9 protein-coding genes are annotated in these 12530 nt (G+C 67.9%); 4 read left to right on the plus strand and 5 right to left on the minus strand.

The features are described 5' to 3' along the window. The first annotated feature begins 188 nt into the window (after positions 1–188). Positions 189–1556, plus strand: coding sequence for an MFS transporter (locus AB0E94_RS31030; RefSeq protein WP_360333371.1), 1368 nt, complete (start codon positions 189–191; stop codon positions 1554–1556). Here AB0E94_RS31030 and AB0E94_RS31035 read toward each other — a convergent pair. The 3 genes from AB0E94_RS31035 to AB0E94_RS31045 all read right to left on the minus strand — a co-directional run bounded on the left by AB0E94_RS31035 (position 1538) and on the right by AB0E94_RS31045 (position 5906). After that, entirely contained in the window at positions 1538–3592 is a 2055-nt protein-coding gene (locus tag AB0E94_RS31035; RefSeq protein WP_360333374.1) for a GMC family oxidoreductase N-terminal domain-containing protein, read from the minus strand. The genes AB0E94_RS31030 and AB0E94_RS31035 overlap by 19 nt on opposite strands. 14 nt (positions 3593–3606) lie before the next feature. Beyond that, a complete protein-coding gene (locus tag AB0E94_RS31040) occupies positions 3607–4641 on the minus strand; it encodes a ParB/RepB/Spo0J family partition protein (RefSeq protein ID WP_360333377.1) in 1035 nt (344 codons plus the stop codon). A gap of 239 nt (positions 4642–4880) precedes the next feature. Beyond that, entirely contained in the window at positions 4881–5906 is a 1026-nt protein-coding gene (locus AB0E94_RS31045; protein WP_360333380.1) for a LacI family DNA-binding transcriptional regulator, read from the minus strand. A 749-nt stretch (positions 5907–6655) separates the two neighbouring features. Between AB0E94_RS31045 and AB0E94_RS31050 the strand changes: the two genes are divergently transcribed. From AB0E94_RS31050 to AB0E94_RS31060, 3 genes are all read left to right on the plus strand, one after another. Then, positions 6656–7777, plus strand: a complete 1122-nt coding sequence (locus AB0E94_RS31050; protein ID WP_360333383.1) for a helix-turn-helix domain-containing protein — start codon at positions 6656–6658, stop codon at positions 7775–7777. Positions 7778–8157: 380 nt separating this feature from the next. Then, positions 8158–9357, plus strand: a complete 1200-nt coding sequence (locus tag AB0E94_RS31055; RefSeq protein WP_360333386.1) for an NAD-dependent epimerase/dehydratase family protein — start codon at positions 8158–8160, stop codon at positions 9355–9357. Next, a complete protein-coding gene (locus AB0E94_RS31060; RefSeq protein ID WP_360333388.1) occupies positions 9354–10361 on the plus strand; it encodes an endonuclease/exonuclease/phosphatase family protein in 1008 nt (335 codons plus the stop codon). The genes AB0E94_RS31055 and AB0E94_RS31060 overlap by 4 nt, the downstream gene beginning before the upstream one ends. An 80-nt stretch (positions 10362–10441) precedes the next feature. Here the strand turns inward: AB0E94_RS31060 and AB0E94_RS31065 are convergent, their stop codons facing one another. Next, positions 10442–11191, minus strand: a complete 750-nt coding sequence (locus AB0E94_RS31065; protein WP_360333391.1) for a phosphotransferase — start codon at positions 11189–11191, stop codon at positions 10442–10444. 52 nt (positions 11192–11243) lie between these two features. Then, positions 11244–12500 (minus strand): radical SAM protein, encoded by a 1257-nt coding sequence (locus tag AB0E94_RS31070; protein ID WP_360333394.1) that lies wholly within the window; start codon positions 12498–12500, stop codon positions 11244–11246. Positions 12501–12530 lie beyond the last annotated feature (30 nt).

Here is a 12530-nt window from a genome sequence, read left to right on the forward strand (position 1 = left end):
TTCGAAGCTGTCCAGGCGTGCACGGTGGTCGATCGGCCCGGGGAGGGAGGGGGCACGACAAGATCGGCGGGTGCCGGTACGGTCGTTGGGGTTCGACCACGGCTATCCGTGCATAACGGGGCGAAGGGGTAGATGTGGCCATTCCTGTGCGGAGCTTTGCGCGGCCGGCCGGTGCGACAGCCGTACTGATGACGCTCACCGTGATGCAGTTCCTGCTGATCCTCGACTCGTCGATTCTGGGCGTTGCGCTGCCGGCGATTCAGGACGCGCTGGGGCTGCCTTCGGATCAGGCCGCCTGGGTCTACAACGCCTACATGCTGTCGTACGGGGGATGCCTGCTGATCGGTGGCAGGCTGGCCGATCTCACCGGTCCGGTGCGGATGCTGCGGATCGGCATGGTGCTGTTCGCCGCGGCTTCGCTGGCCGGTGGCGTGGCGCCGGGCAGTGGCACGCTGGTCTCCGCCCGCGCGGTGCAGGGCATCGCGGCCGCCCTGGTGGCACCGGCGGTGATCGCGGTGCTGACGGATCTCTTCCCGGACGGCGACGCCGAGGCCAAGAGCCGCCGCAACCGTGCGTTCGGCTCGATCGGTGCGGTCAGCGCCGTCGGCGGCTCGGCCGGGTTCTTCCTGGGCGGTGCCCTCACCGGGCTGTGGGGCTGGCGTTCGGTCTTCCTGTTCAACGTGCCGGTGGCGCTGGCCCTGGCGCTGGCGTGCTGGCGGATCCCCGCCACCGAGCGGCGGACCGGTGGCCTGCGCACGTTGCCGTGGTTCGAGGCCACCGCGCTGACCACCGCCGTCACCGTCGCGGTCTACGTGCTGCTGACCATCGGCACCGCACAGTTCTACTCATGGCACACCCTGGCTCTGGCCGGTCTGGCGATCGTGCTCGTCGTCGCGGCCCGCCGCTTCCGCTCCGGCGAGCCGCTCATCCCGCCCGGGCTGCTGAGCGACCGTGGCATCCGGAGCGCCGATCTGGTCTGTCTGCTGGTCAATGTCGTCAGCGGCCCCACCATCCTGGTGGTGAGCCTCTACATGCAGCGGGTGCTGGCCTATTCACCGATGGAGGCGGGGCTCGCCATCGTGGCGATCACCATGGCGATCACCGCCTCCTCGCTGCTGGCCAGCCGGCTCATCGGCCGGCTCGGCCTGCGCCGGATGACGATGACCGGACTGATCGTCTGGGCATGCGGGCTGCTCTGGCTGTCGAGGATCGACCTCGGCTCGTACGTCATGGAGATTCTCGGGCCGACGCTGGTGATCGGTTTCGGCAGTGGCCTGGTGTTCGTCGCCTTCACTGTCACCGCCACTGTTGGCGCGCCGGCGGGGGAGACCGGTGCTGCGGGCGGTCTGATGAACACCAGCCAGCAGATCGGCGCGTCGGTGGGTGCGGCGGTCGTGGTGGCCATCGCGGAGGCGGTCAGCCGCCGGGCCGACGGTTCCTGGGAAACCGTGCTGACAAGCGGATACTCCAATGCGCTGCTGGTGCTGCTCATCCCGCTGGCGGGCGCCGCGATGGCCGCCCGGGGGATGCCGGCCGGTCAGGGCGGCATCCGCTGATCCGTGGCCCAGTGTGTCGCCGCGCGCAGCACGTTGGCCATGATGGTGAGGGTGGGGTTCACGCCACCGCTGGTCGGTAGCAGCGACCCGTCGGCCACATGGACGTTGCGGGTGCCGTGCAGCAGGCCGAAGCGGTCGGTGGCGGAAAGTGCCGGATCATCACCCATTCGGGCGGTGCCCACCGAGTGTTCGGTGATCGGGGAGCCGGGTCCGGTCGGTGCGAAGATCGCGATGTTCTCCCGTACGTCCGTGCAACCGGCCTCGGACAGCCACGCCGACGCGGTCGAGGTGAGGTAGTCCTGGTTTGCCGCGGTCAGTGGATGGTCGGCCCGGTGCGACACGACAGCTGGGACACCGTTGCGGTCGGTGACCGACGGATGCAGTTCGATACGGGAGTGCGGGAGCGGCAGTTCCTGGCCCATCCCCATCACGCCGATCACGTACGCCGTTTCCGAGCGCATCCAGCGCTTGTGTTCCACTCCGAGCGGGGGGCCGCCGAGGGCGTGGGCCATCCGGGCGAATTGCAGCGGGTAGGGCGAGAACATGTCGTACATGACGCCGCCGCCGAGGGGCGCGAGGCCGTCATGTGCGGCCGCCAGGGTGGCGACGGAATGGCCGGGGCCACGGAACCGGGGAAGCGGCATCGGCGCCCGCGCGGTGACCAGGCTGAGCCGGTGTCCGTGCAGGTGGCGGCCGAGCTGGTCGTTGCCGAGGCCGCTGGCGAGCAACAGGCGGGGTGTTTCCACCGAACCGGCGGCGACGACCACCCGGCCGCACCGCACCGTGCGGCTTAGCCGGGTGCCGTTCTCCTCGACGACCAGGTCCACGGCGTCGGCCTCGCCACGGGAGTGCCGGATCCGGACCGCCTGCGCCGACCGGATCAGGTCACAGTTGCCGGTGGCGAGCGCGCGGGGGGTGTAGGTATTGTGCGTGCCGTTCTTGGCGCCGGACGGGCAGCTGTGGCCCAGGCACTGCGGGCAGCCCGTGCAGGCGGGACGTCCGTGCCGTTCGGTGCTGTTGACGGCGAAGGGGATCGGCCCGGCGGACCAGCCGAGACGGCCGGCGGCCGCGGCGAGCAGGCGGCGTACATCGTCGGTGGGCAGGGCGGGCATCGGGTATCCGGCGGACCGGGGCATCCGTTCCGAGAAGGACATCGCATCGCCCGCCACGCCTAGTTCGTGTTCGACCCGGAGGTACCACGGTTCGAGGTCGGCGTATCCGAACGGCCAGTCGGTGAGGCTGCTGGTGCCGGGTCGGCCGTACCGGCTCGCCATCCGGAAGTCGTCGGGCAGGAAACGCCAGGCCATCGCCTGCCAGACGCGTGTTCCGCCGCCCAGGCACATCGCGTTGAGGCCCCAGCTCTCGCCACTGCCGTCGGCGTCCGCGGACCAGAGGGTCCCGTCGGGTTCGCGGACGAGGCGCGGGTTGCCGGGGCCCGGCCCAGCCACCGGGTGGTAGAGCGCGAGTCGTTTGCCGTGCAGGTGGTCGCCGCTGAGTTCGGCGTCGGACATCGGCCGGGACCGTTCGACAAGCAGTACCCGGGCTCCGGCCGAGGCCAGCACGCTCGCAGCGACGGCGCCACCGGCGCCAGCGCCGAGCACCAGCACGTCGTAGGAGTCGCGTAGGGCCGATGCGGTGATGCCCGCGCTCTCGGCCGCGGTCATTTCCGGGCCGGTGGCCGGCGGGTCGAAGGCGAGCATCTTCCAGCCGGCGGGCGGGCGGTCCCGGGCCCCGCCGTAGTAGCCCTCCATACAGACCCGGACCAGGGTGGCGAAAGCGGCGGCCAGGGCCGGGTCGTTGCTCAACCTGGCCACGACGGGTTTCTGACCGGTCGGCGGCAGGGCACTGAAGTCGTTGCCGGGCGCGAGCCGGTCGGCCTCCCGGCACAGCCGGTTCAGCTGCGGCATCGCCCAGGCGAGGTCACGGTCGGCCTCGAAACCGACGTAGTCGGCGACGCCGCCGTCCCAGGCCGCCGGCCAGCCGTCGGCAGGTATGACGTGGTCGGCGAGTGCCGCGAGGGTGGGAACGGTGCGCATGATCGTCGCCTCTGTCACTTGTACTCGGCCAGTTGTTGTTCCAGCTCGTCGGCGAAGGATGCCCAGGCCCGGGCGCAGGCTTGAGCGATTTTGCTGACCATCGGGACGCAGTGGGGTGGCACCCTCGTCGCGGCCTCGTCGAGCTCGTGTACGACGGCCGCCCGGGAGCCGAGCCAGCGCAGCAGTTCGCGGCCGGATTCGGTGTAACGCAGGGCGGGATCCTTGCGCATGACCTCCAGGACGGTTCGCGATGCCGCCACCGGATCGGGCCGATTGGCTGCCGGGTCGGGGGAGGTGTCGCCGCGGTCGCTGACGGCGACGGGCTGGCAGCCGTTCGGTACCGGGTCCTGTCCCGCGCTCATCCGGCGGCGGACGTCGCGGGCGGTGCCGACTGAGATCCCGGCTTCCCGGGCGATCTCGCGCAGGGACGCCTCCGGCCGGGCGGCCACGATGAGCCCGGCCGCCCGGCGGCCGTCGGCGTAGTTCGTGGGTCGTATCCGGCCGTCGCGGCCGACCCGGGTGCTCGACTGGGCCGCCGCACCGAGGGTGCGCCGGATCGCCGACACGGTTTTCGGGGTGAGTCCGGCGATGGTGGCGATCGACCGGTCGGACATGGCGGGGAAGCCGCGGATGATCTGTTCGACGGCAGCGCGCCGGTCGGCGCGGGTCAGCGGCAGCCCGTGCGCCACGTTGAGTTCCACGGACAGCAGGAACGACTCGTCGTCGCCGGCGCTGTCGACGAGTACCGCGCTGATCGCCTCCTGCCCGTTGCGCAGGGCCGCGGTGAGCCGGTGCATGCCGTCGATGACGCGCATGGTGGTTCTGTCGACGATGATTGGCGGCAGCGGTGCCCCGGTGTCGGACAGGGCCAGGACGTGGTCCTGGTCAAGGCCTCTGGTGCGCGGGGAGTTGGCCATGCGGAGTGCCGCGATGGGGATGCGCCTGACCGGTCCGGTCAGCCGCCCGGCGAGCTTTCCGGGCTCGGCGTGCCGCGCGCTCTCGATCGGCGGCAGTCGGGGAATATCGGTGACTACGCTGGAATTCGGCATGCTTTCCTTCGTCGTCGTGGGTGGCCGCACCGATGTGACGTGCTTGCCAGGTGTGGTCGAACCACTCGGCCGACGATAGGAAGACCGGCAATCTGAGTAAATAGAAATCCAGCTCTTTGGTGTGAACTCCGATCTTTTGGCGTGATGTCATAGTCTTTGCCGGACAGGGCGGCAACCGGCGGTCCGGGCGGGGTGTTCAACCGGGGAAATCGGGTCCTTTGCCGGACGACGGGATCGGCTTAGGCCGACTCGCGGATGACCAGCTCGACCGGCATCGTGACGCTCGACGGGCCGTCGCCGTACATGCGCCGCAGGAGTTGCTGCACCAGTTCGTAGGGGTAGCGCCGCCACGGGATCCGGACCGTGGTCAGGCGTGGATGGGTGTGGGTCGCCGCGGGGGAGTCGTCGAAGCCGGCGACCGCGACGTCGTCAGGCACCCTCCGGCCGGCTTGTTGGAGGGCGGCTAGTGCACCCCTGGCCATTAGGTCGGAGGCCACGAAGATCGCGTCCAGGTCCGGTGCGCGGCGAAGTAGTTCGGCGGTGGCCAGCAGCCCGCCGTCGTAGGAGAAGTCGCCGTGGACGACGAGTGCCGGATCTTGGACGCCGATCACATCCTGATAGCCGGCCAGCCGCTGGATGCCCCCGGGCAGGTCGGCCGGTCCGGCGATCATCGCGATGCGCCGCCGGCGCCGACGCAGGTAGGCCACCATCTCGCGGGCGCCCAGCCGGTCGTCGGTGGTCACGTAGGAGACGTCGTGCTCGTGCCCGATGGGGGTCCCGCAGGCGACTAGCGGCAGACGGCGTTTGATCAGGTCGGCGACCGCTTGGGAGTCCGACGGCGCGCAGAAGAGGACGGCCGGGTCCACGATCCTCGAAGCGAGGTGGCGGGTCGCCGCACGCGCGGGACCGTTGGAGGTCACCGGGATGACGGTCATGATCCCGTGGTCGCTGAAGACCCGATTGCAGTCCAGCATGAGGTGGTTGATGTTGGGGTCGGTGAAGAATTTCGAGTTGTCGACGCAGTGGAACAGGGCGACGACCTTCGACCGGCCTCCGGCGAGGCGGCGGGCGTGGTGGTTGGGTACGAACCCGGTCTCGGTGATGGCCCTCTCGATTGCCGTGCGCGCGGCCGGGCTGACGTCCTTGCCGCCGTTGAGGTGCCGGGAGACCGTCGCGTGGGACAGCCCGGCCGCGTGAGCCACGTCGTAGATGGTGACCCGCGACTTCCCTTTCGGCTCGTTGGCGCTCGGTTTGTCGGGGAACATCGCGTGATCCTATCCCGGTGACGCGACCGGGGCCACGCGCTCTACCTGCGGCGAATTCGGATCGCAGGGCCTTCTGCGCCGGTTACATGTTCATGCCGGAGGACCGGCCTTGTCGAGGTGGGCGAGGGCTGTCCGGGGTGCTCTTCCGTGTGGTGGCCGCCGGCCGTATGGCGGCTGACGTCAGGTTTAACGTACCGGAAACTTCTGTTCGCTTCGGGGAGCCCTGTGGAATGGCCTCCGGGATGTCTGAATGGTTTCCGCGAAGCTGTGTATTAGCTGTGACCGGTCGGCCGGAAACCGTCAATGGCCGAACCTGTGAGTAATGGCCCCGTCGTGTCACGGTGTGTGTCCGCCCTGGTCTGGATGACGGGAATCTGCTCTGAGATTCGATGGTCTGAGCGCGCTCGAACCTGCTCCCCACCTCGGTATTCTCCCGCCGGCTCTGGTTCAGGATGTCGCCGATGTCCACACTCGATGCCCGATGTGCCATCGATTGTGGTAACTTGGCTTCGCTGTTAGCGCTACCGGTCGGTCAGCGAAACTCTTCGTGCAGTCAGCCTTGTAAACCACATTTAATGGGCTGGTGAATGGGTTATTGCAGGTCGGCCGCGCGATCATGTGGGCGGATTGACGGGGGTTGGCAGAGGATGAAGGTGAGCCGTAGGAAATCGACGCCGATGCTATTCTTCATAGTCGGCCGTGTTGGTTGTGGGGCCGTTCTCGCGCCCTCGAAGGCGGCCGTATAGATGATGTCTGATGATGAAGTGATCGCGGCTATCATCGACATCCTCGTGCGAAACGAGCCAGACATCATATCGGCGGCCTTGCGGGGTGGCCTGAGTGGTGAGCGGCTTGGGCGGGTTGCTCCGAATGCCTTCGGCTACATCGTTGAAACCTTACAAAGCGATCTCGACGCGTCTTCCGGCACGGGCGAAATCCACCTTCCGGACGAGGCCTACGCCAATGGCGACATCGCCACTGCCGTCCCGGTGCTGGGGGCCGGTGCCTGGCGCTTCCTGGTCGCCCATGTCAAGGGCGAGCAGCGGATCGCGATGTCGCGGGTGGCGGACCGGTTCTTCGCGGCCGTCTATCGTCTCGAGCGCGCCATCGTCGCGGGACTCATGGACGAGTCGAGGCAGTCGTCTCCCGGCCTCGACCGGCGCGGTGCCATCGCCGAGGCGCTCATCGCCGGCCGGCCCCTCCCCGAGGCCGGACTCGTGGACGGCTCCGCGACCGACGGGTATGTGACCATCTGCATCGGCTTCTCGTCCGGGGTGGACCGGCGGGCCTGTCTGCACCGCCTTGCCGTCGCCCCACGCTGGCAGCACGTGCTGCCAGCGTTCCAGGAGCAGGATCTCGTGCTCATCGTCCCGCTGGACGTTCCCACCGCCGCCCAGGAGATCACCGCCATCGCCAGGGAGACGCTCGCCGAAATGAAAATCGGCCCGATGCCGGCGGGAGTCGCCTACGCCCTCACCGACGACGGTGTTTCGGAAGCGGTCGAGGAGGCCCGGATGATCATGCAGGTGGCGCGGTCCCTCGACTATCCCCATCCGTATGTGCTGGAGGACGTGTGCGTCGAGGCTCTGCTCGTGCGATCACCCGACCTGGCGGCCCGGCTCGGTCAGCGACTGGAGCCGCTTGCCGCCCGCGGCGGCTATCTGCTCGACACCCTGCGCGCCTACATCGCCAGCGGCCGGCGCCGGGTCGAGACGGCGACCCGGCTGCACATCCATCCGAACACGCTCGACTACCGGCTGCGGAAGGTGAAGACGCTGACCGGGCTCTCCATCACCTCGGTCCGCGACGTGCAGACCTTGAGTGTCGGTCTGGTGGCGTGGCAGCTGTACGACCAGTCCGGTGACGACTGAGTGCACGCCATTGGGCTGCATCGGCATCATTCAACTACTTCGCCTCAACGATGTCCAAGCGTGAAGACAGCCAGCAATTGACGACGTTAAAGCAGAGTTGCATCGTGGTTGTGCACTGGGAGCACTCTCGATAGGTTGATCGTTGTACGCGGGAGCCATGCTTGCAGGAATCAGAGAATTCGCACCCGAACGCAGCGAAACTGCTGACGCTCATCTGTGATGCCAATTCATCAGGGTGCAGACCTCGTGGCGGAGAAGGCCTCCTCGTGGCCCTTTTCGCGCCGTATTCCGTGAGGTGAACTCCGCCGTTCCCCGCCGGAAAGTTCCTCGAAGGCGTCCTCGACCTTTGTCGCACCCGACACCCTGGTAAGGAGTCGTACATGCCGAACGCGCATCCTCGGACTGTCCTTGTGCTCGGCGGAGACGGATTCTGCGGCTGGCCCACCGCTCTGGATCAGTCCGACCGTGGCCGCAAGGTGGTCATCGTGGACAACCTCAGCCGCCGTAAGATCGACGCCGAACTCGGAACCGCCTCGCTGACCCCGATCCAGAGCCCGGAGCGGCGCCTGGAAGCCTGGCGGGAGACCTCGGGCCGGAGCATCGACTTCGTCGATCTGGACGTCTCGTCCGACGTCGAGGCCCTGAGTGCGGTCCTGGAGGAGCACCGGCCGGACGCGGTCGTGCACTTCGCGGAGCAGCGCTCGGCGCCCTACTCGATGCTGTCGACCACGCACCGGAACTACACGGTACGCAACAACCTGATGGCCACCCAGAACCTGCTCGAAGCGATCCGCCTGACCAGGCTGCCCACGCATATCGTGCACCTCGGCTCGGTGGGCGTCTACGGCTACTCCTCTAAGGACTGGACGATGCCGGAGGGCTATCTCGCGGTCACCGTTCCGTCGTCGGAGCATCCGGACCGTCAGGTGGAGATTCTGCATCCGTTCGAACCGGTCTCCATCTACCACCTCAGCAAATGCATGGACGCGCAATTGTTCGAGTTCTACGCGCGATATGACCGTCTGCGGATCACCGACCTGCACCAGGGTGTCGTCTGGGGCACACAGACCCGGCTGACGAAACAGAACGACCTTCTGATAAACCGTTTCGACTACGACTCCATCTGGGGCACCGTGGTGAATCGTTTCCTAATGCAGGCGGCACTTGGTCATCCCTTGACCGTTTATGGCGAAGGCGAACAGACTCGCGCTTTCATCCACCTCGAAGACGCTGTGACCTGTGTCAATCTCGCCTTGGAGAATCCGCCGGCCGCGCGGGAGCGGGTACGGATCAGAAACCAGGTTGCGGAGTGCCTGAGGGTGGTGGACGTAGCCGGCGTGATCTCCGATTCGACCGGAGCGGCGATCACCTATGTGGACAATCCGCGAATCGAGGAGGCACAGAACACCCTCCAGGTGACCAACGACAGCTTCTCGGAACTCGGCTTCATCCCGACCTTTCTTCGGGACGGGATCTGGCGTGAGTCGGTGGATATCGCGCAACGGTTCCGCGACTGCGCCGACCTCGATCGGATCATGCCGCACCGCTCCGGCGAGCACGTGCGGGCGGTCGGCGCGTGAGCCTGGAGGTTGTGGCGGAGCTGCCCGCGATCGACGCGGACTTCCTCGAACGTGCCCGGCTGGCTGCCGGTGACCTGGCCGAACATGAACGGCTGTGCGGCGAGGCCGGGATCTTCAAGCAGGTCGAGGTACGCCAGCCGGCCGGTGCCGTCGCGCACCACCACGGGCCGGTGCGGATCGGCACCTGGAACGCGGAGCGGTGCAAGTACGTTGGGGCGAGTGTGCGGCTCATCAGGGATTCGGGCTGTGACGTCGTCCTTCTGTCGGAGATGGACGTGGGCATGTCCCGCTCCGCCAACCTGCACACCCTGCGTGCCCTGGCCGGGGAGCTCGGCTTCGGCTACGCCTACTGCGTGGAGTTCCTCGAACTGGGCTCCGGCAATCAGTCCGAGCAGGTGGAGTACGCGGACGAGCCCAATCTGGCCGGGCTGCACGGCAACGGGATCCTGTCCCGGTTTCCACTATCCGACCCCCTGATCGTAACGTCTCCCGCGCAGGGCTCGTGGTATTCGCTGGATTGGCATCACCGTCGGCTCGGTGGCCGGCGGGCGCTGTTCGCCACCGTCGACACCGGTCCGGCGCGGATCCGGGTGGGCAGCGTCCATCTGGAGAGCCTGTCGGATTCCGGGACCAGAGCCAAGGAGCTTTCGGCGCTCATCGAGCCGGCGGATTCGATGCTCCCGACGGTCATCGGCGGCGACTTCAACACGACTGACGTACCGGACGAGCATGCACCGGACGCCTGGTTCGCCGACCCCGGCCGTCACGAGCCGCTGTTCGACGTCTTCGCGTCGGCCGGTTTCGACTGGCTGGACTGCAACTCGCCGGTCCCGACCCGGCGCACCCTGGGCAACGGCCTGCCGCGTCCCCCGCACCGCAGGATGGACTGGCTCTTCCGGCGTGGTCTGGTAGCCAGGGACCCCCGGTGCTGGCCAGCGGTGAATTCGGCTGGCCATCCCATCTCCGACCACGACCTTGTCAGCGCCGACATGCTGCCCGCCTGAGAGCAAGCCGGACGAGAGGGACCCCGTGCACCGATATCAAGTGCATCGATATCCGTGGGCGGGGCCCCTCGTGACTCGGCTCAGGACCCGCCGAGGCCGGCCTCCAGCGACTTCCGGTGGCAGGTCACCCAGGCGTGTGCGGCCCGGATCTCCTCCGGGATACCGGCGTCCCGCAAACCGATCATGGCGGGATCGCCGCCGGCGGCGCCTCTCTCGATGCCCCGCCAGCAGCGGTCCTGCCACCAGGCCACGGTGGCGACCAGCTCCGCGCGGTCGACCGGGGCCAGACCGTAGGCGTCGGCGGCCTCGCGCATGCGGCCCGCCGCCCACGACGGTTGCGTGTCCGGGCCCAGATACAGGTACTGCCAGCACAGATGGGCCACGTCATGGACACGGCGCCCCGGAGCCGCCAGGTCCCAGTCGATGAGAGCGATCGGCGTCAACGACTCGTCGGCGGCGCGGTACACCGTGTTCTTCGGCGACAGGTCGTTGTGGCAGACCACCTCCTGCTCGCCCGCCAGTGGATGGCCCGCGGTGAGGTCGTGGGCTGCCCGGACGAGGCGGGCGACCGCTGCCAGCGCCTCGGAGGAGGCGACCGCGAGGTTGCGGCCCTCCCACGGCACATACCCCTCCACGTAGCTGAGGGTGTCGCGGCCGTGTGCGTCCCTCCCGAGGTAGCGGGGGGCGCCGTTCCAGGATTTCGCCTCAAAATGCCGCAGCAGACGGTTGACGAAATCAGAGTTCGCGGTCGGGCTGCGTCGGACCGTGCCGTCCTCCAGAACCGTGCCGCTGACGAAACCGCCGGGAAGGTGCTCGGACTTCGTACTCAATTCTCGATTCCATTCATCTGCGGCCCGGTCATGGTCCGGAGGGCCCGGCGGCTTACGCCTCCGGTGTGTCGGGCAGGCTTCGCAGCCTGTCGGAGAGCATGTGGGTGGGCACCAGCACCTGTGACGCCGATTCGAGGCTGAACGGAACGGCGGGCACCTGCCGGGGGTCCCTGGTCCGGGTCACCTCGGCGTGCGTGGCGCTGCTCACGATCATCTTCGCCCGTTCGGGATGCACCAGGTACTCGAAATCGATGTAGCGCTGCGCGTAGGTGTAGCGGCACGGCGCGAACCGGTCGGGTATCTCGCCGTGCAGGTGGGCGCGCCGCAACGACTGCCATGCCTCGCCGTTCCAGATCTCCTCGAAGGTGTTTTCCCGCAGGGAGCCGAGCGTGAACTCGTCGTCGCCGATCAGGTGGTCGCAGAACCCCACTCCGCCATTGTGCCGGATGTAGGCGTAGCTCCACGGGTGCATGCAGGCCGGCTTGCGGATCATCTCCGGCAGCGCCAGCGAGGGATCGGGGGCGGCACCGAGCTGCACCACGACACCGATCTCCCGGCCGGCCTCGGCCGCCTCGGCGTACGCCTCACGCGTCCGGCCGAGGTCCTGGCGCAGGTGGGAGGGGTCGTTGACGTTGGCGACTAGCGGGTGGATGACCACCAGCGGGATGTCCAGCTGTCCGGCGAGCCGCACGATGCCGGCAAGCTCGTCCAGGTTGTCGATGCTGGAGACCACGTTGAAGTTGACATGATCGCGGGGGACCTGATGGCGGTCGCGTGCCTCCACCAGGTTCCGGCAGGTGACTTCCAGCCGTTCCAGGGTGCCGCCGGTCCGCAGCTTCTCGAAAAGCTCCGGCGAGGCTGCGTCACAGGAGACGGTGACGATGCCCTGCCCTCTCATGATCGCGTCCCAGATGGCCGGCCGGTTGATCTGGCCGTTGGTCACCACCCGGACTCGGACCCGGTGATCGAGGGCGCGCAGCACCATCTTGCCGAAGCCCTTCAGCATGGTCGATTCGCCCCAGCCGCGGACGTCCACCAGATGCGCGTACGGGAACAGTTCGTCGGCGAGGCGGTCGAACATCTCCTCGTCCATGTTCAGGGCCGGATCGTACTTCTCGCCGAAGCGGCACATCGGGCAGCTCAGATTGCAGTTCTGGGTGAGCTCGATGAACAGCGACAGCGGACGGCTGCGCAGTTCGACGCTGCCGTTCTCGTACTCCTCGATGTTCAGGGCCTGGTTCTCGCGGCGTTGCTGCGTGAGTTCGAATGGATGCACCGGTGCGCTCAAGAGCCAGTCGTCGTGCAGCATGACAATCTCCTCACTGGGCTTGGGAAGGCG

Origin of the sequence: Actinoplanes sp. NPDC026670, assembly GCF_040638175.1 — a bacterium.
Classification (GTDB): domain Bacteria; phylum Actinomycetota; class Actinomycetes; order Mycobacteriales; family Micromonosporaceae; genus Actinoplanes.

Bases quoted from the DNA above. Each gene is read 5' to 3' on its own strand.
- AB0E94_RS31045 (WP_360333380.1), bottom strand. From the start codon at position 5,906: ATGTTCCCCGACAAACCGAGCGCCAACGAGCCGAAAGGGAAGTCGCGG.
- AB0E94_RS31030 (WP_360333371.1), top strand. From the start codon at position 189: ATGACGCTCACCGTGATGCAGTTCCTGCTGATCCTCGACTCGTCGATT.
- AB0E94_RS31050 (WP_360333383.1), top strand. From the start codon at position 6,656: ATGTCTGATGATGAAGTGATCGCGGCTATCATCGACATCCTCGTGCGA.
- AB0E94_RS31040 (WP_360333377.1), bottom strand. From the start codon at position 4,641: ATGCCGAATTCCAGCGTAGTCACCGATATTCCCCGACTGCCGCCGATC.
- AB0E94_RS31070 (WP_360333394.1), bottom strand. From the start codon at position 12,500: ATGCTGCACGACGACTGGCTCTTGAGCGCACCGGTGCATCCATTCGAA.
- AB0E94_RS31035 (WP_360333374.1), bottom strand. From the start codon at position 3,592: ATGCGCACCGTTCCCACCCTCGCGGCACTCGCCGACCACGTCATACCT.
- AB0E94_RS31055 (WP_360333386.1), top strand. From the start codon at position 8,158: ATGCCGAACGCGCATCCTCGGACTGTCCTTGTGCTCGGCGGAGACGGA.